Annotated in this window: 14 protein-coding genes; 6 read left to right on the forward strand and 8 right to left on the reverse strand. The window is 70.3% G+C overall.

Translation table 11 applies throughout. The annotated features are described in order from the left end of the window. Together nirD and nirB are read right to left on the reverse strand one after the other, a co-directional pair. A complete protein-coding gene (gene nirD / locus ACUTAG_RS09240) occupies window positions 1-405 on the reverse strand; it encodes a nitrite reductase small subunit NirD (protein WP_006387349.1) in 405 nt (134 codons plus the stop codon). After that, the gene (nirB, locus tag ACUTAG_RS09245; RefSeq protein ID WP_148317055.1) at window positions 405-2,957 is read right to left on the reverse strand and encodes a nitrite reductase large subunit NirB; all 2,553 of its coding nucleotides are present in this window, start codon (window positions 2,955-2,957) and stop codon (window positions 405-407) included. Before nirB ends, nirD begins: the two co-directional genes overlap by 1 nt. Window positions 2,958-3,362: 405 nt before the next feature. On the opposite strand from nirB, the gene ACUTAG_RS09250 reads away from it, so the two are divergent. Then, window positions 3,363-7,580, forward strand: a complete 4,218-nt coding sequence (locus ACUTAG_RS09250) for a bifunctional nitrate reductase/sulfite reductase flavoprotein subunit alpha (protein WP_148317057.1) — start codon at window positions 3,363-3,365, stop codon at window positions 7,578-7,580. Window positions 7,581-7,650: 70 nt separating this feature from the next. On the opposite strand, the gene ACUTAG_RS09255 is transcribed toward ACUTAG_RS09250, so the two are convergent. The 4 genes from ACUTAG_RS09255 to dkgB form a co-directional block, all read right to left on the reverse strand. Then, window positions 7,651-8,700 carry an NADP(H)-dependent aldo-keto reductase gene (locus ACUTAG_RS09255; RefSeq protein ID WP_446650091.1) on the reverse strand — a complete coding sequence of 350 codons (1,050 nt, stop codon included), beginning with the start codon at window positions 8,698-8,700 and terminating at the stop codon, window positions 7,651-7,653. A gap of 120 nt (window positions 8,701-8,820) precedes the next feature. Continuing rightward, on the reverse strand, window positions 8,821-9,711 hold the full coding sequence (locus ACUTAG_RS09260) for an NAD-dependent epimerase/dehydratase family protein (RefSeq protein ID WP_238920023.1): 891 nt from the start codon (window positions 9,709-9,711) through the stop codon (window positions 8,821-8,823). A gap of 36 nt (window positions 9,712-9,747) precedes the next feature. After that, window positions 9,748-10,704, reverse strand: a complete 957-nt coding sequence (locus tag ACUTAG_RS09265; protein ID WP_238920024.1) for a TIGR03571 family LLM class oxidoreductase — start codon at window positions 10,702-10,704, stop codon at window positions 9,748-9,750. 8 nt (window positions 10,705-10,712) lie between these two features. Further along, entirely contained in the window at window positions 10,713-11,516 is an 804-nt protein-coding gene (gene dkgB / locus ACUTAG_RS09270) for a 2,5-didehydrogluconate reductase DkgB (protein WP_446650092.1), read from the reverse strand. A gap of 101 nt (window positions 11,517-11,617) precedes the next feature. On the opposite strand from dkgB, the gene ACUTAG_RS09275 reads away from it, so the two are divergent. From ACUTAG_RS09275 to ACUTAG_RS09290, 4 genes are all read left to right on the forward strand, one after another. Then, complete coding sequence (locus ACUTAG_RS09275; protein WP_020926490.1) at window positions 11,618-12,520, forward strand: LysR substrate-binding domain-containing protein; 903 nt, start codon at window positions 11,618-11,620, stop codon at window positions 12,518-12,520. Between the two features lie 84 nt (window positions 12,521-12,604). Next, window positions 12,605-12,964 carry a translation initiation factor Sui1 gene (locus ACUTAG_RS09280; protein ID WP_006387337.1) on the forward strand — a complete coding sequence of 120 codons (360 nt, stop codon included), beginning with the start codon at window positions 12,605-12,607 and terminating at the stop codon, window positions 12,962-12,964. Between the two features lie 5 nt (window positions 12,965-12,969). Then, window positions 12,970-13,320, forward strand: coding sequence for a DOPA 4,5-dioxygenase family protein (locus tag ACUTAG_RS09285; RefSeq protein WP_054437910.1), 351 nt, complete (start codon window positions 12,970-12,972; stop codon window positions 13,318-13,320). Window positions 13,321-13,381: 61 nt separating this feature from the next. Beyond that, the gene (locus ACUTAG_RS09290) at window positions 13,382-13,834 is read left to right on the forward strand and encodes a GNAT family N-acetyltransferase (RefSeq protein WP_024070313.1); all 453 of its coding nucleotides are present in this window, start codon (window positions 13,382-13,384) and stop codon (window positions 13,832-13,834) included. A gap of 53 nt (window positions 13,835-13,887) precedes the next feature. Here ACUTAG_RS09290 and ACUTAG_RS09295 read toward each other — a convergent pair whose 3' ends face one another. Then, entirely contained in the window at window positions 13,888-14,778 is an 891-nt protein-coding gene (locus ACUTAG_RS09295; protein ID WP_006387332.1) for a LysR family transcriptional regulator, read from the reverse strand. 158 nt (window positions 14,779-14,936) lie between these two features. On the opposite strand from ACUTAG_RS09295, the gene ACUTAG_RS09300 reads away from it, so the two are divergent. After that, complete coding sequence (locus tag ACUTAG_RS09300; protein ID WP_024070314.1) at window positions 14,937-16,103, forward strand: mandelate racemase/muconate lactonizing enzyme family protein; 1,167 nt, start codon at window positions 14,937-14,939, stop codon at window positions 16,101-16,103. Between the two features lie 41 nt (window positions 16,104-16,144). On the opposite strand, the gene ACUTAG_RS09305 is transcribed toward ACUTAG_RS09300, so the two are convergent. Further along, window positions 16,145-16,981 carry an AraC family transcriptional regulator gene (locus ACUTAG_RS09305; RefSeq protein WP_238920025.1) on the reverse strand — a complete coding sequence of 279 codons (837 nt, stop codon included), beginning with the start codon at window positions 16,979-16,981 and terminating at the stop codon, window positions 16,145-16,147. Window positions 16,982-16,999 lie beyond the last annotated feature (18 nt).

Genomic DNA, 16,999 nt, shown 5'->3' on the forward strand with positions numbered 1-16,999 from the left:
TCACTGCGCGGCGGGCGGCCGGACTTCCACGACGTCGCCATTGAAACGCACAGGCCAGGCCCTCAGCGATTGTTCGGGGTATTCGACACAGGCGCCGTCGCGCAGCCGGAAGTGCTGCTTGTACAGCGGCGAGGCCACCACCAGTTCGCCGGCCAGGTGGCCGACGATGCCGCGGCCGATGACGTTGGCGCCCGATTTCGGGTCGCGGTTGTCGAGGGCGTAGAGCGTTTCGCCGGCAACGGCGGGCAGATAGAACAGGGCCACCTGGCGGCCGTCCACCAGCGCCACCACGCCGGAATCGGCGACCAGGTCGCGGCGGGTGCAGGCGGGGCGCCAAGACGCGGCGTCGGGCGTGGCGTCACGTGCGGTCTCCGGGCGCAGGGCAATCACGGCATTCGAACGCATCAGGCAAGCTCCTCGGCGATGGGAATCACGCGCGCGGCCGGCGCCGGGCGCGGCTGGCCGCGCTCCTGCACGAAGCGGATATCCGGATCCGCCGCGGCGTCGTTGACGAAGGTGCGGAAACGCTTGAGCTTTTCCGGGTCGGACAGGGCGTTGGCCCATTCGCATTCATAGCGGTCCACCACCAGCTGCATCTGCGCCTCCAGTTCGGCGCCCAGCCCCAGGCTGTCGTCGATGACCACGGCCTTCAGGTAATCCAGGCCGCCTTCCAGCGACTCGCGCCAGACCGAGGTGCGCTGCAGCTTGTCGGCGGTGCGGATGTAGAACATCAGCAGGCGGTCGATGTAGCGGATCAGGGTGGCGTCATCCAGGTCCTGGGCGAACAGTTCGGCGTGGCGCGGCCGCATGCCGCCGTTGCCGCACACGTACAGGTTCCAGCCGTTCTCGGTGGCGATGACGCCGATGTCCTTGCTTTGCGCCTCGGCGCATTCGCGGGTGCAGCCGGAGACCGCGAACTTGAGCTTGTGCGGGGCGCGCAGGCCCTTGTAGCGGTCTTCGATGCGCAGCGCCATGGCGACGCTGTCCTGCACGCCGTAGCGGCACCAGGTGCTGCCGACGCAGGACTTCACGGTGCGGGTGGACTTGCCGTAGGCGTGGCCGGTCTCGAAGCCGGCGGCGATCAGTTCGGCCCATATGTCCGGCAGCTCGTGCAGCTGCGCGCCGAACAGGTCGATGCGCTGGCCGCCGGTGATCTTGGTGTAGAGCTTGTACTTCTTGGCCACCGCGCCGATCGCGATCAGGCCGTCGGGCGTGACCTCGCCGCCCGGGATGCGCGGCACCACCGAATAGGTGCCGTTCTTCTGCATGTTGGCCATGAAGGTGTCGTTGGTGTCCTGCAGCGGCACCAGGTGAGGATCCTGGATCGGGCGATTCCAGCACGAGGCCAGGATCGACGCCACGGTCGGCTTGCACAGGTCGCAGCCGACGTGGCCGCGGCCGTGGCGCGCCAGCAGTTCCTCGAACGATTCGATGCCCTGCACCCGCACGATGGCGTAGAGCTCCTGGCGGGTGTAGGCGAAGTGCTCGCACAGGCTCTTGTCCACCGCGACGCCGCGGCTCGCCAGTTCGTGTTCCACCACCTGCTTGAGCAGGGCCGCGCAGCCGCCGCAGCCGGTGGCGGCCTTGGTGCAGGCCTTGACGCCGGCGACGTCGGCGCAGCCGCCGTCCAGCGCGTCACAGATGGCGGCCTTGCTGACGTTGTGGCACGAACAGATGGTGGCGCTGGCCGGCAGCGCGCCGGCGCCCAGTACGGGCGCGCCCTGGCCAACGGGCAGGATCAGGCTGGCCGGATCGGCTGGCGGCGCGATGCCGTTCTGCGCGTATTGCAGCAGGGTGTCGTAGTAGCTGTTGTCGCCCACCAGCACCGCGCCCAGCACGCGCTTGCCGTCGGCCGACACCACCAGGCGGCGGTACGAGGCGCCGGCCTCGTCGATGTAGCGGTAGCTGCGCGCGCCCGGCGTGGCGCCGTGGGCGTCGCCGATCGAGCCCACGTCCACGCCCAGCAGCTTGAGCTTGGTCGACATGTCGGCGCCGGCGAACGGCGCGCCGGCCTCGCCGCAGAGGTCGGCGGCGACCACGCGCGCCATCTGGTAACCGGGCGCGACCAGGCCGAAGATGGCGCCGTCGAACGCGGCGCATTCGCCGATGGCGTAGATCGACGCATCGCTGCTGCGGCAGTGGCCGTCGACCGCGACGCCGCCGCGCTCGGCCACCGTCAGGCCCGCCTGGCGCGCCAGGCCGTCGCGCGGGCGGATGCCGGCCGAGAACACGATCAGGTCGGTCTCCAGCGGCGCGCCTTCGGCGAAGCGCATGCGGTAGCGGTATTGCGTGCCTTGCTTGATTTCCTGCGTCGCACGCGACAGGTGCACACCCACGCCCAGCGCCTCGATGCGCGCCTTGAGCGCGGCGCCGCCGGCCTCGTCCAGCTGCACCGGCATCAGGCGCGGCGCGAACTCGACCACGTGCGCCTCCAGCCCGAGCGACTTGAGCGCGTTGGCGGCCTCCAGGCCCAGCAGGCCGCCGCCCACCACCACGCCCCGCCGGGCGCCATCGGCCGCCGCGCGGATCTGGTCCAGGTCATCGAGCGTGCGGTACACCAGGCGCGACGCGCCCTCGGCGCCGGCGATCGGCGGCACGAAGGGATAGGAGCCGGTGGCCAGCACCAGCTTGTCGTAGCCATGGCTGCCGTCGGCCGTCACCACCAGGCGCGCGTGGCGGTCAATGCGCAGCACCGGCGCGCCCAGCCACAGCGACAGGCCGGGCCGTTCATAGAACGCGGCATCGCTCATGGCCATCGACTCGGCGTCGCGCCCGCCCATGTACTCGGACAGGTGCACGCGATCGTAGGCGCGCCGGCTCTCTTCGCCGAACACCAGGATGCGGTAGCGCGCCAGCGCGCCGCGCTCGATCAGTTGCTCGACGCAGTGATGGCCGACCATGCCGTTGCCGATGACGATCAGGGTCTGCATGGAAGTCGTGGAGGTCGCTGTGCTCATGGGTCTATCCAGGCTGGGCCGTTCGGGTTTCAAAAGACAAACGGCGCCCGGGACTGTTGGGTCCGGGCGCCGTTGCCTGCAATGCTTGCGTTGTCTGGCCGGACACGGGCCCGGTATGGCGATCAAAGCAATAAGCGTGCCATCCCGTTGACGCCTGCGCGGCGCGGCGCCCCCGCACCCGCCGCGCACCCAAACGGTTCCGCGCCGCACCAATCCGGTGCGGCCGCGCACCACCGCGCACGCCGCCTGTCCCCGCGCCCCGCTGCCCGCCCGTGGCAAGCGATTGGCATGGAACTTGCATCGGCAGGACATCGACCCGGCCACGCCGGGAACCAGGGCAATGGCGCCCTGCCCGCCCGGCCCGCTGGCCGCGCAGGCAGGGCGCCTTCTTTTTTGGAGCCGAGCATGAGCGGCACGCCGCGCACCGTGGACACCGTCTGCCCCTACTGTGGCGTGGGCTGCGGCATGACCCTGCATGTGGAACGGGAGCAGGTGGTGAAGATCACCGGCAACCGCGACCATCCCAGCAACTTCGGCCGCCTCTGCACCAAGGGGTCCTCGGCCCACATCGCCCTGCGCCAGTCGGGACGGCTGGAACACGCCTACGTGCGCGCCCGCCGCGGGCAGGACCTGGCGCCGCGGCCGATGGCGGACACCCTGCGCGACACCGCCACGCGCTTGCGCGCCATCATCGATGCGCATGGCCCGGACGCGGTGTCGCTGTACGTGTCGGGGCAGATGTCGGTCGAGGCCCAATACCTGGCCAACAAACTGGCCAAGGGCTTCATCGGCACCAACAACATTGAATCGAATTCGAGGCTGTGCATGGCCAGCGCCGCCAGCGGCTACAAGCTGTCGCTGGGCGCCGACGGACCGCCCGGCTCGTACCAGGACATCGACCGCGCCGACCTGTTCCTGGTGATCGGGGCCAACATGGCCGATTGCCATCCGATCCTGTACCTGCGCATGATGGAGCGGGTCAAGGCCGGCGCGCGCCTGATCGTGGTCGACCCGCGCCGCACCACCACCGCCGAGAAGGCGCACCTGCACCTGGCGATCCGGCCGGGCACCGACCTGGCGCTGCTCAACGGCCTGCTGCACCTGCTGCACCAGGCCGGCAAGACCGACGCAGCCTTCATCGCCGCCCACACCGACGGCTGGGAGGCGATGCCGGACTTCCTGCGCGACTACGCGCCCGAGCGGGTCGAGGCGCTGACCGGCATTCCCGCCGCGCAACTGCGCCAGGCCGCCGAATGGATCGGCGCGGCGCCCGAATGGATGAGCTGCTGGACCATGGGGCTGAACCAGAGCACCCACGGCACCTGGAACACCAACGCGCTGTGCAACCTGCACCTGGCCACCGGCCGCATCTGCCGGCCCGGCAGCGGCCCGTTCTCGCTGACCGGCCAACCCAACGCCATGGGCGGGCGCGAGATGGGCTACATGGGTCCCGGCCTGCCGGGCCAGCGCAGCGTGCTGTCGGCCGCCGACCGCGCCTTTGTCGAGGCGCGCTGGGGCGTGCCGGCCGGCACGCTGCATACGCGGCTCGGGCAAGGCACCATCGACCTGTTCCAGCGCATGGCCGCGGGCGAGGTCAAGGCCTGCTGGATCATCTGCACCAACCCGGTGGCCAGCGTGGCCAACCGCGCCAATGTGGTGGCGGGGCTGCGGGCGGCGGAACTGGTGATCGCGCAGGACGCCTACCTGGACACCGAGACCAACCGCTACGCCGACATCCTGCTGCCGGGCGCGCTGTGGGCCGAGGCCGAGGGCGTGATGGTCAATTCCGAACGCACCCTGACGCTGATGCCACAGGCCGTGCCACCGCCCGGGGACGCGCTGCCCGACTGGCGCATCATCGTCGGCGTGGCCTGCGAGATGGGCTACGGCCACGCGTTCCAGTACGCCAGCGCGGCCGAGGTGTTCGACGAAATCGCCGCCTTCGCCAACCCCGCCACCGGCTACGACCTGCGCGGCGCCAGCCATGCGCGGCTGCGCGAGACGCCGCTGCAATGGCCCTGCGCGCGCGCCGACGGGCCGGACCGCAACCCGATCCGCTATCTCAATGACAGCGTCAGCCAGCCATCGCTCCTGGCGGACGACGGCGCCCGCCCGCGCCTGGTGTTCGCCACCGCCAACGGCCGCGCGCGGTTCCATGCGCGGCCGCACGTGGATCCGGCCGAGCTGCCCGACGCCGACTATCCCATGGTGCTCAACACGGGGCGGCTGCAGCATCAATGGCATACGCTGACCAAGACCGGCAAGGTGCCGATGCTGAACAAGCTCAATCCCGCGCCATTCGTGGAGATTCACCCGGACGACGCGGCAACGCTGGGCATCGGCGCTGGCGACGGCGTCGAGATCCGCTCGCGCCGCGGCCGCGCGGTGCTGCCCGCCGTGGTCACCGACCGGGTGCGGCCGGGCAACTGCTTCGCGTCCATGCACTGGAACGACGTGTATGGCGATGAACTCTGCATCAACGCCGTCACCAGCGATGCCGTCGACCCGGTGTCGCAGCAGCCGGAGCTGAAGTTCTGCGCGGTGGCGCTGTGCCGCGTACAGGCGCCTGTGGCCGTCGGCCCCCGGTCTGCCGATACGGCCTCGCTGCCCGTCGCCGCGTTGGCTGGCGCGGCCGCGCCGGCCGAGGCCATGGCCGCCGTGCTGGGCCTGGCTGGCGGCGAGCCACCCGCGCTGGATGCGCGCCAGCGCCATTACCTGTCGGGCTTTCTTGGCGGATTGCGGCAGGCCGGCGGCGCGTCCGGCATACCCGAGCTGCCCGTCCGTGCGCCTTTCGACGACGCCACCCGCCTATGGTTGAACGGCCTGCTGCATGGCTTGTACAGCCGCGCGCCATTGCCGTCGGCGCCGGCAATCACGGCGGCGGCCGGGACGGAAGAAAGCGCCGTCCGCATCATCGGCCCGCGCCCGCGCGTGACGCTGCTGTGGGCCTCGCAGACCGGCAATGCGGAATCGCTGGTTGAACGCAGCGCCAGCGCGCTGGCCGCGGCCGGCTTCGAGTTGCGCACCGCATGCATGGCCGACTATGCGATCGACGCCCTGGCTCGCACGCAGTACCTGCTGCTGATCACCAGCACCTTCGGCGACGGCGACGCGCCGGACAACGGCCAGGGCCTGTGGCGCGCCCTGTCGGCCGCCGATGCGCCGCGGCTGGCGCCGATGCGCTATGCGGTGCTGGCGCTGGGCGACAGCAACTATGACGCCTTCTGCGGCCACGGCCGCCGGCTCGACCAGCGGCTGGGGCAACTGGGCGCGCAGCCATTGCTTGCGCGGGTCGATTGCGATACGGACTACGAGGCGCCGGCCGACGCCTGGCTGGAAAATGCCATCGCCGCCATCCATGCGGCCGAGGCGGAACAACATGATCCGGCCACCGGCCTGATGCCGGACGACATCGCGGCGGCGCTGGCGGCGGACGCCCCGTCCACCGTGGCGGTCCGCGTCGCGCCGCCCGCGCCGCTCGCCCCGCCCGCCGGCACGCGCCCCGCGCCGCCCTCCCGGACGCGTCCGGCCCCCGCACGCCTGATCGGCAACCAGCGGCTGAACGCCTGCGGCGACAAGGACACGCGCGCGCTGGCGCTGGACATCGCCGGCACGGGACTGGACTACGAGGCCGGCGACGCCCTCGGCGTATGGCCGGTGAACTGTCCCGAACTGGTGGAAGAACTGCTGGCGCAGGCCGGGCTGTCAGGCGATACCGTGGCCAGCGTGCCGGGCGCGGGCGACATGCCGCTGGCCCGGGCGCTGTCCGCCCATTACGAAATCGCGCGACCGGCACCGGCCGCGCTGGCGTTGATCGCCGAGCACAGCCGCGATCCCGGCCTGCGGCAATTGCTGGCAGAGGAGCGCCGCACCGACCTGCGCCAATGGCTGTGGGGCAAGCAACTGGCCGACGTGCTGCACGCGTTTCCGGTGACGCTGCCGGCGCAGGCGTGGCTGGGCGCGCTCAAGCGCTTGCAGCCGCGCCTGTACTCCATCGCCTCCAGCGCCAAGGCGCATCCTGGCGAAGTCCACCTGACCGTGTCCGCCGTGCGCTACGACAACGGCAGACGGCAACGCAAGGGCGTCTCGTCGACCTTCCTGGCCGACCGCGCCGGCGAGGCCGACGTGCCGGTCTTCGTGCAGGAAGCCAGCCATTTCCGTCCGCCGCGCCAGGGCGACACGCCGATGATCATGGTGGGACCCGGCACCGGCGTGGCGCCGTTCCGCGCCTTCCTGCAGGAACGGCGGGCGCGCGGCGACCGCGGCCGCAACTGGCTGTTCTTCGGCGAGCGGCACGCGGCCAGCGATTTCTACTATCGCGACGAACTGCAGGCGCTGCGCGACGACGGCCTGCTGACGCGGCTGGACCTGGCGTTCTCACGCGACCAGACCGCCAAGGTCTACGTGCAGGACCGCATGCGCGAGCATGGCGCGCAGCTATGGGCGTGGCTGCAGGAGGGCGCGCATTTCTATGTCTGCGGCGATGCCGCGCAAATGGCCCGCGACGTGGACGCCACGCTCAGGCAGTTGGTGGCGCAACACGGCGGCATGGACGCCGACGCCGCCGCGGCCTACGTGGCGCGCATGACGGCGGACAAGCGTTATGTGCGCGACGTGTATTGAAAAGGGCACGGCCGTGCCCCCTGGGTGACCGGCTCGCGCCCCCTTTCGCGCCTGCCCGCGTTGGGCGGGATCAGGGCGCCGGGTTCGGGTGGCGCACGTGGATCTGGTCGACGGCCTGCAGCACGTCGGCCGGCAGTTCAACATCGACGCTGTCGATATTCTCCTTCAATTGCTGCAGATTGGTCGCGCCGATCAGGTTGCTGGTGACGAACGGACGCTGATTGATCCAGGCCAGCGCCAGGTGCGTCGGCGAAATGCCGTGCTGGCGCGCCAGCTCCACGTATTCGCGGGTGGCGGCCTCGGCCTGCGGGTTGCTGTAGCGGGTGAAGCGCGTGTACAGCGTCAGGCGGGCGTTGGCCGGACGCGCGCCGTCCAGGTACTTGCCGCAGAGCATGCCCATGGCCAGCGGCGAATAGGCCAGCAGGCCCACGCCTTCGTGGTGGGTGAATTCGGACAGGCCGATCTCGTAGACGCGGTTGAGCAGGCTGTAGGCGTTCTGGATCGAGGCGATGCGCGGCAGGCCGAGATTGTCGGAGGCCTTGAGGAATTGCGATACGCCCCACGGCGTTTCGTTGGAGACGCCCACGTGGCGCACCTTGCCGGCGCTGACGAAGTCCTGCAGCACCGACAGGGTTTCCTCGATCGGCACGGTGTGCTCGTCCTTGACCCACGGATACGAGAGCTGGCCGAAGGTGGCGGTGGTGCGGTCGGGCCAGTGCAGCTGGTACAGGTCCAGGTAGTCGGTCTGCAGGCGCTTGAGGCTGGCGTCCAGCGCCTCGGTCAGGTTCTTGCGGTCCAGGAAGGTCTTGCCGTCGCGGATGTGGCCGGGACGCTTGGGATCGCGCACCGGGCCGGCCACTTTGCTGGCCAGCACGATGTCCTGGCGGCGCTTGCTGCGCGCCAGCCAGGTGCCGATGTAGGTTTCGGTCAGGCCCTGGGTTTCGGGCTTGGGCGGCACCGGGTACATTTCGGCCACGTCGACCAGGTTGACGCCGCGCTCCAGCGCGTAGTCCAGCTGCTGGTGGGCCTCGGCCTCGGTGTTCTGCTCGCCCCAGGTCATGGTGCCCAGGCCGATCAGGCTGACGTCCAGGTCGGTACGGCCGAGTTTGCGGTATTTCAAGTTCTGCTCCGTGCGGAATCTCTGAAGGGAGCGATCACCTTACCGCAACTCGGTTGGCGTTTTGCTGACGGCGTTACGCCCTTGGCCCACCCTGTGGACGCCGCCCGCGCCGCCCCCGCGTCAGGCGATGGCCTGGCGCACCCAGGCGATCACGTCGTCATGGACCGGCGCCCAGCCCAGCTCGCGGCGCGCCTTGCCCGCCCGCACCCGGCTGTTGGAACCGAGCGCGTAGGCGCCCAGGTCCTTGCCCCAGTAGGCCACCGCCTGCGCCGGATCCCAGGCCTGGGCCGGCCCCAACCCCAGCGCCTGGCCGATGGCGCCGACCAGGTCGACGAAGGCCGCCTCGCCGTTCTCGACGAAATAGAAACTGCCGGCCGGCGCCTTGTCCAGAGCCAGCCGGTACAGCGCCGCTACGTCGGCGACGTGCACGTTGGACCAGCGGTTCAGGCCGCGGCCGACGTGCCGCGCGATGCCGCTTGCGCGGGCCTGCGCCACCAGCGGCGGAATCTGCACGCTTTCGGCGCGCGGCCCCTCGGTCGAACCGTAGATCAGGCTGTGGCACAGCACCACGCTGCGCACGCCGGGCGCGCTGGCCAGGATCAGGTCGTTGATGGCGATGCGCGCGGCCTTGCCCGGCACCGGCGCCACCGGCGTGGTTTCGTCGAACACCGCGTCGGACGGCTCGCCCAACGCGTCGTCGGCGACCAGGCTGCTGCCGCTGGTGTGGATGAACGCCTTGCCGCTGCCGGCCAGCGCGCCCAGCAGGGCCTCGACGGCGCCACGGTGGTCGCTGTCGGCCGCGTTGATGACGGCGTCGGCGGCGCGCGCCTCGGCCGCCAGCAGCGCCGCGTCGTCCAATGTGCCCAGCACCGGTTCGATGCCGAAACCGCGCAGCTCGGCGGCGCGCTCGGGGTTGCGGATCAGGCCGCGGACCTCATGGCCGGCCTTGACCATCGAGGTAGCGACCGCGCCGCCGATGAATCCGCTGGCGCCGGTGATGAATAGCTTCATGGTGCTTGCTCCTTGTGTTGATAGGCCGCGAGAGGCTCAGGCGGCCGTGGTTTCCGCTTGCGAGGCCGGCACGCCGCCATGGAACTGCGGCAGCACGTGCTCGGCGATCTCGTGCAGCGTGTCGGCCAGCGGCCGCTGGTTGCGCCGCAGGTGCAGGCCGATGTGCTGCACACCCGCGGCGCGCAGCGCATGAAGTTCCCGCGCCAGCGCGTGGCGGCCCGCCTGCGCGCCGAAGCGAAAGCGCCGCAGCGGCGCGTCCGGGTCCTCGGCCAGGTCCAGGTGGATGAAACTGGCATAGGGCTTGTCGCCGGCCACCTGGCGCCAGGCGGCGCTGCGCCGCGCATGGTCGTCGGGCGCGCCGGGATAGGCCAGGCAGGCATCCATGTGCGCACCGATCCAGGCCGGCGTCTGCTGCGCCAGGCCCGCCACCAGCAGCGGCGGCGCCGGCGCCCGCGGCAGCACGTCCAGGCCATCGGGCAGGCTGCCGCGCGCGCCTTGGCGCAGCAGCGCCACCTGTTCGCGGAAAGCGGCGCCGCGATTGGGAAAATCGCGGCCGAACAGCGGATACTCCACCGGCCGGTCGCCACTGGCCACGCCCAGCAGCAGGCGGTTGCCGCTCAGCCGCTGCACGCTGGCGGCGGACTTGAGCGTCAGCAGCGGCTCGCGCAGCGGCAGCACCACCGCGGCGGTGCCCAGCAGGATGTCGCGCGTGACGCCCGCCAGGTAACCCAGGTAGGTGAAGATCTCGAACACCTGGCCGGCGTCGCCGAAGGCCGGGTCGTACAGCGGCACGTCGCGCACCCAAAGGGCGCGAAAGCCGAGCCGGTCGGCCAGCACGGCCAGGTCGGCGTGGCGTTGCAGGTCGGGCTCGCCGGGCAGGCGGCCGGCCTGGCGCCGCGCCTGCTCGCCGGCGGCGGTCCAGTCGTTGTCCAGGGGCGCTTCCAGGCCGATGCTGAAGCCGCCCGCGGTCAGGCTCGAAAGCGCGTTGTCCATGGCGCGCCTCAGTCCCAGGCCGCGGCCAGGCCGTTGGGCCTGACTTCGCGGCCATTGCGTTCCAGCGCGGCGATCTGCGCCATGTCGGCGTCGGTCAGGCGCAGGTCGCGGGCCAGCAGGTTGCTCGCCAGGTTCTCGCGCTTGGTGGACGACGGGATCACGGCGAAGCCGCGCTGCAGCGCCCAGGCCAGCGCCACCTGCGCCGGCGTGGCGTTGTGGCGCCGCGCGATCTGGCCAATCACGGGGTCCTTGAGCACCTTGCCGTAGGCCAGCGTCATGTACGACGTGACGTGGATGCCCTGTTCGTTCAGGAAGTCCACCAGCTTGCGGTTCTGCAGATACGGGCTGAGCTCGATCTGGTTGGTGGCGATCGCTTCCTTGCCGACGGCGGCGATGGCTTCGCGGGTCTCGGCGATGGGGAAGTTGGAAATGCCGATCTGGCGCGTCAGGCCCTGCTCGCGGGCGTCCATCAGGCCGGCCATCATCTCGGCGATGGCCACGCCGTTGCCGGGCGCGGGCCAGTGGATCAGGGTCAGGTCGACGTAGTCGGTGCGCAGCTTGGCCAGGCTGTCCTTCAGGCTGGGCACCAGCTTGGCGCGGCCATAGTTCGGCACCCAGATCTTGGTGGTCACGAACAGGTCGGCGCGGGCGACGCCGCTGGCCTCGATGGCCTGGCCCACTTCGGCTTCGTTTTCATAGATCTGGGCGGTGTCGACGGCGCGGTAGCCGACGTCCAGCGCGTTGCGCACGGAATCGATGACGACCTGGCCCTGCAGGCGGAAAGTGCCGACGCCAAAAGACGGGATGCTCATGTAAAACTCCTGGGTAAGTGTTGGAATGCATCCAGTGTGCCCGCTCGATCCTTGCGGAATAAGCCCGGTATTGGCGAAATACTTTTGATATAACGTCAAATATGAAGACGACACTCGACGAAATGCAGGTCTTTATCGCCATCGTGGACTGCGGTTCGATCACCGCCGCCGCCGATGCGCTGCAGCAGACCATTTCCGCCACCAGCCGCACCATGACGCGGCTGGAGGAAAAGCTGCAGACCACGCTGATGCGCCGCACCACCCGGCGGCTGGAGCTGACCGAGGAAGGCAGCGCCTACCTGGAGCAGGCCCGCAAGATCATCGCCGCGGTCGAAGAGACCGAGGAACAGATGCGCGCGCGCCGCAACCAGCCGGCCGGCCGCCTGCGGGTCGACGCCGCCTCGCCCTTCATGCTGCACGTCATCGTTCCGCTAGTGCCGGGCTACCGCCAGCGCTATCCCAAGGTCGAGCTGGAGCTGAACAGCAACGAGGGCAACATCGACCTGCTGGAGCGCCGTACCGACCTGGCGCTGCGCATCGGCAGCCTGAAGGATTCGTCGCTGCACGCGGTGCCCATCGGCCGCAGCCGCGTGCGGGTGCTGGCCAGCCCCGGCTACCTGGCGGCGCATGGCACGCCCAAGCGGGTAGCCGATCTGCGCGAGCACACGCTGCTGGGGTTCTCGCAACTGGAATCGCTGAACGAATGGCCGCTGGAGGACGCCGACGGCCAGCCGCTGCACATCCAGCCGTCGATCCGCTCGTTCAGCGGCGAGACGCTGCGGCAACTGGCGCTGAACGACGCCGGCATCGTCTGCCTTTCCGACTTCATGACGCGCGCCGACCGCCAGTCCGGCGCGCTGCGCCAGCTGTTCCCGCGCCAGACGCTGGACGTGCGCCAGCCGGTCAATGCGGTCTATTACCGCAATACCGCGATCTCCTCGCGCATCAAGTCCTTCATCGACTACCTGGTCGAATCGCTGGGGCCTCGCGGCTTCGACGAATGAACGCGGCGCGCGCGGCTCCGGCGGCGCCTGGCGGCGGCCGCTCCGGCATAATGGCCGCCTGAACCGCAACATCACGCAATACCCATGAAAAGCAGCTCCAAGGGCGGACTCGTCTATTCCACCGACGGCGGCCGCATGTGCCCCCAATGCCGGCGCCCGCTCGCCGACTGCCAATGCCAGGCGGCGTCCCGCCCGGTTCCGGCGCCGGGCGGCGCGCGCGTGTCGCGCGAAACCAAGGGCCGCGGCGGCAAGGCCGTGACCGTCGTCAAGGGCCTGCCGCTGGACGACGACGCGCTGGCGGCGCTGGGCAAGCAGTTGCGCACCGCCTGCGGCTCCGGCGGCACCGTCAAGGACGGCGTCATCGAGGTGCAGGGCGATCACTGCGACCGCATCCTGGCCGCGCTCGAAAAACTCGGCCATCGCGCCAAGCGCGCCGGAGGTTGACCACCATGATCCTGGACCCCGCCATCGTCGACAGCTGGCACGCCCACGTCTACTTCAACGCCGATAGCCGCGACGCGGCCTGGGCGCTGCGCGCACAGGCGCTGGACGCATTCGGCGACAGCATCCAGATGGGCCGCTTCCACGAGCGCCCGGTCGGCCCGCATCCACAATGGAGCTACCAGCTCGCCTTCGCGCCGGCCGCGCTGCCGCGCGTGCTCACCTGGCTGGCGCTGAACCATGGCCTGCTGGACGTGTTCCTGCATCCGAACACCGGCGAATCGCTGCGCGATCACCGCGACTGCGCGCTGTGGATCGGCCACAGCCACACGCTGAACCTGGCGGCGCTCGGCGGTTGATCCCCGCCCCAGCCTTGCGCGGCGCGCCGGCCGCGCCCTCTTCCGATAGACGACACCCGACATGAACCTGCATTACCGCCCAGCCCATCCCGACGACGCCGCTGCCTGCATCGACCTGCGCGGCCGCACCCGCGAGAACGCCTTCTCGGCCGAGGACCTGCGCGCCCTGGGCATCACCGTCGAAAGCTGGCGCGACGGCATCCGCGACGGCGCGCTGCCGGGCGTGGTGGCGCTGGCCGACGGCGTGATGGCGGGTTATTGCTTCGGCGATCGCGACAGCGGCGAGATCCTGGTGCTGGCCCTGCTGCCGGCCTACGAGGGCCGCGGCATCGGCCGCGAACTGCTCGGGCAGGTCATGCGAACGCTGCGGGCGCTGGGCCATGAAAGGTTGTTCCTGAGCTGCGCGGCCGATCCGGGCGTGCGCTCGCATGGCTTCTACCGGCGGCTGGGCTGGGCGCCCACGGGCGAGATCGACGCGGCCGGCGACGAAGTGCTCGCCTACCGGTTCGCCTAGCGTCCGCCCCCGCGCATGCCGCCGACCGGCGCGCCTTCGCTCCCCGGCCTGGCCTACGCGAAACGCGCCATCAGGAAATCGATGAACGCCCGTGTGCGCGCCGACAGGTCGCGCTTGCTGGGGTAGTACACGAACAGGTCGGCCGAAGGCAGGATGAACTCGGGCAGCACCACGCGCAAGCGCCCGCTTTCCAGGTACTTGGCCAGGTCCCACTCCGAGCGCACCAGGATGCCATGGCCGTCCAGCGCCCAGTTCAGCACGATGTCGCCATCGTTGCTGGACAGCGCGCCGTGCACCTTCACGGTCTCGGCGCGGCCGTCGCGCGTGAAGCGCCAGACGCCGTAGGCGTCCTCGTTCTGCCGGTGGATGATGCATTGGTGGTCGGCCAGGTCGCGCAGGCTGGCCGGCGTGCCGTGGCGCGCCAGGTAGCGCGGCGCCGCGCACAGGAAGCGCCGGTTCGACAGGACGCGGCGCGCCACCAGGCGCTGGTCGGGCAAGGCACCGAAGCGGATGCCCAGGTCCACGCCGCTTTCCACCAGGTCGATCGGCCGGTCGGTCACGTCCAGCTGCACCTCGACCTGCGGATGATGCAGGGCGAACTCCGACACGATGGGCGCGATCGCCGTGCGGCCGAAGCCGAGCGTCGCATTGATGCGCAACAGGCCCTTGGGCACCGAGCCGCTGGACGACACCACCTCTTCCATTTCGCGCACGTCGGCCAGGATGCGCGTGGCGTAATGCAGGTAGGTTTCGCCTTCGGGCGTCAGGCTGATGCTGCGGGTGGTGCGGTTCACCAGCCGCACGCCCAGCCGCGCCTCCAGTTGCGCCAGGCGCTTGGTGGCCGCCGGCGGCGTCAGGTCGAGCTGGCGCGCCACCGTCGACAGGTTGCGGTGGCGCGCCAGCAGCACGAAGAACTCCAGGGAAGATGCCAGATCGTGGTTCACGGCGGGGAACGCCTCATCGGGACGAGGCCGGCGACGGGCAACGAGCGCCGGAATCTTTAACTTTCAGTTAATAAAGTAGTGCCTGATAGCGAATCATAATGCGCCTTCAAGCCAATAATCTACGGTTTTTCCCATCCGCCGCACGGCCAGGAGACACCATGAAAATCGTCGAAATCCGCGAGAAGACCGTCCCGATCAGTTCCCCGATCCGCAACGCCTACATCGACTTCAGCAAGATGACGCTGAGCCTGGTGGCGGTGGTGACCGACGTGGTGCGCGACGGCCGGCGCGTGATCGGCTACGGCTTCAATTCCAACGGCCGCTATGGCCAGGGCACGCTGATGCGCGAACGCTTCATCCCGCGCGTGCTGGAGGCCGACCCCGCCAGCCTGCTCGACGACAGCGGCGACAACCTCGATCCGCACCGCATCTGGAACGCGATGTACGTCAACGAGAAGCCCGGCGGCCATGGCGAACGCTCGGTCGCCATCGGCACCATCGACATGGCGGTGTGGGACGCGGTCGCCAAGATCGCCGGCAAGCCGCTGTTCCAGTTGCTGGCCGAGCGCTACGGCAACGGCCGCCCCGACCGCCGCGTGTTCGTCTATGCGGCGGGCGGCTACTACTACCCGGGCCAGGACCTGGGCAAGCTCAAGGACGAGATGCGCGGCTACGTCGACCGCGGCTATACCGTGGTCAAGAAGAAGATCGGCGGCGCCTCGCTGGACGAAGACCTGCGCCGCATCGACGCCATCCTGGGCGTGCTGGGCGACGGCAGGAAACTGGCGGTCGACGCCAACGGCCGCTTCGACCTGGACACCGCGATCCGCTACGCCAAGGCGCTGTCGCAGTACGACCTGTTCTGGTACGAGGAAGCCGGCGACCCGCTCGACTTCGAACTGCAGGCCACGCTGCGCAACTACTACGACAAGCCGATGGCCACCGGCGAGAACCTGTTTTCGATGCAGGACGCGCGCAACCTGATCCGCTACGGCGGCATGCGGCCGGACCGCGACTGGCTGCAATTCGACTGCGCCCTGAGTTATGGCCTGGTGGAATACCTGCGCACGCTGGACATGCTGCGCCAGCACGGCTGGTCGGCCAGCCGCTGCATTCCGCACGGCGGCCACCAGATGTCGCTGAACATCGCCGCCGGCCTGGGGCTGGGCGGCAATGAATCCTATCCGGACCTGTTCCAGCCCTACGGCGGCTTCCCCGACGGCGTGCGGGTCGACAACGGCCACGTCACCCTGCCCGAACTGCCCGGCATCGGCTTCGAGGGCAAGGCGGACCTGATCGCCGAGATGCGCAAGCTGGCGGAGTAAGGGGCCGGTAGCGAGCGAGACGCCACGCGCCCCGGCGCGGCTCAGGCGACGGCGGCGTCGCCCTCGTCCAGCGGCGCTCGCAGATAGCGCCCCGGCGTCGTGCCGAAGGCGCGCTTGAACATGGCGATGAAATTGCCGGGCGTGGCGTAGCCCAGCGCGTCGGCCACCTGCGCCACCGGCTGGCCCGCGCTCAGGCGTTCCAGCGCGTGGATCAGCCGCAGTTGCTGGCGCCACTGCGCGAAGCCTAATCCCGTTTCCTCGCGGAAAAGGCGCTGCGCGGTGCGCGGCGCCAGCCCAGCCCGCGCGGCCAGTGCTTCCAGCGGCCGGTTGTCGGCCGGGTCGTCCGCCAGGACTTGCGCAAGCCGAGCCAGCCGGCGGTCGCGCGGCCATGGCAGGTGCAGGCGCTCGCGCGGCGCCGCCTCGATCTCGTCCAGCAACACCGCCGCGAAGCGCGCGCGCGCCGGGTCCAGCGCCAGCTTGTCCGGCCAATCGGCCGCGCGCAGCACCATGGCGCGCAACACCCCATCCGCCCCCAGCACACAGGGCGACGTCGGCAGGGCCGCGGCGGCCCGCGGATGCACCAGCGCCACCCAGCCGCTGGCCGCGCCCACCACGCTGACCCGATGCCGCAGCCCCGGCGGGATCCAGCCCGCGCGCTGCGGCGGCAGCAACCATGAGCCGGCCTCGGTGCGCACCCGCATCGCGCCGCTATCCACCCCGAACAACTGTCCGCGGGCATGCGCGTGCCAATCGTATTCGCGCGAGCCCAGGCGGAATTCGCTGCCTGGCGCGTCGGCGCCATGGAACACGCACACGGCCGGGCCGTCGAGCAATTCGCTGTAGTCGGGCGCGGGGGCTGCGGTCTGGCGGGTTCGCATGATTTGTTGGCGCGCCGG

The sequence above is a fragment of the Achromobacter sp. CSND-B12 genome (assembly GCF_052906545.1).

Excerpts from the sequence above, each read along its gene's own strand:
- nirD (WP_006387349.1), bottom strand. The coding sequence starts at position 405 with ATGCGTTCGAATGCCGTGATTGCCCTGCGCCCGGAGACCGCACGTGAC.
- nirB (WP_148317055.1), bottom strand. The coding sequence starts at position 2,957 with ATGAGCACAGCGACCTCCACGACTTCCATGCAGACCCTGATCGTCATC.
- ACUTAG_RS09250 (WP_148317057.1), top strand. The coding sequence starts at position 3,363 with ATGAGCGGCACGCCGCGCACCGTGGACACCGTCTGCCCCTACTGTGGC.
- ACUTAG_RS09260 (WP_238920023.1), bottom strand. The coding sequence starts at position 9,711 with ATGAAGCTATTCATCACCGGCGCCAGCGGATTCATCGGCGGCGCGGTC.
- ACUTAG_RS09265 (WP_238920024.1), bottom strand. The coding sequence starts at position 10,704 with ATGGACAACGCGCTTTCGAGCCTGACCGCGGGCGGCTTCAGCATCGGC.
- dkgB (WP_446650092.1), bottom strand. The coding sequence starts at position 11,516 with ATGAGCATCCCGTCTTTTGGCGTCGGCACTTTCCGCCTGCAGGGCCAG.
- ACUTAG_RS09275 (WP_020926490.1), top strand. The coding sequence starts at position 11,618 with ATGAAGACGACACTCGACGAAATGCAGGTCTTTATCGCCATCGTGGAC.
- ACUTAG_RS09280 (WP_006387337.1), top strand. The coding sequence starts at position 12,605 with ATGAAAAGCAGCTCCAAGGGCGGACTCGTCTATTCCACCGACGGCGGC.
- ACUTAG_RS09285 (WP_054437910.1), top strand. The coding sequence starts at position 12,970 with ATGATCCTGGACCCCGCCATCGTCGACAGCTGGCACGCCCACGTCTAC.
- ACUTAG_RS09290 (WP_024070313.1), top strand. The coding sequence starts at position 13,382 with ATGAACCTGCATTACCGCCCAGCCCATCCCGACGACGCCGCTGCCTGC.
- ACUTAG_RS09300 (WP_024070314.1), top strand. The coding sequence starts at position 14,937 with ATGAAAATCGTCGAAATCCGCGAGAAGACCGTCCCGATCAGTTCCCCG.
- ACUTAG_RS09305 (WP_238920025.1), bottom strand. The coding sequence starts at position 16,981 with ATGCGAACCCGCCAGACCGCAGCCCCCGCGCCCGACTACAGCGAATTG.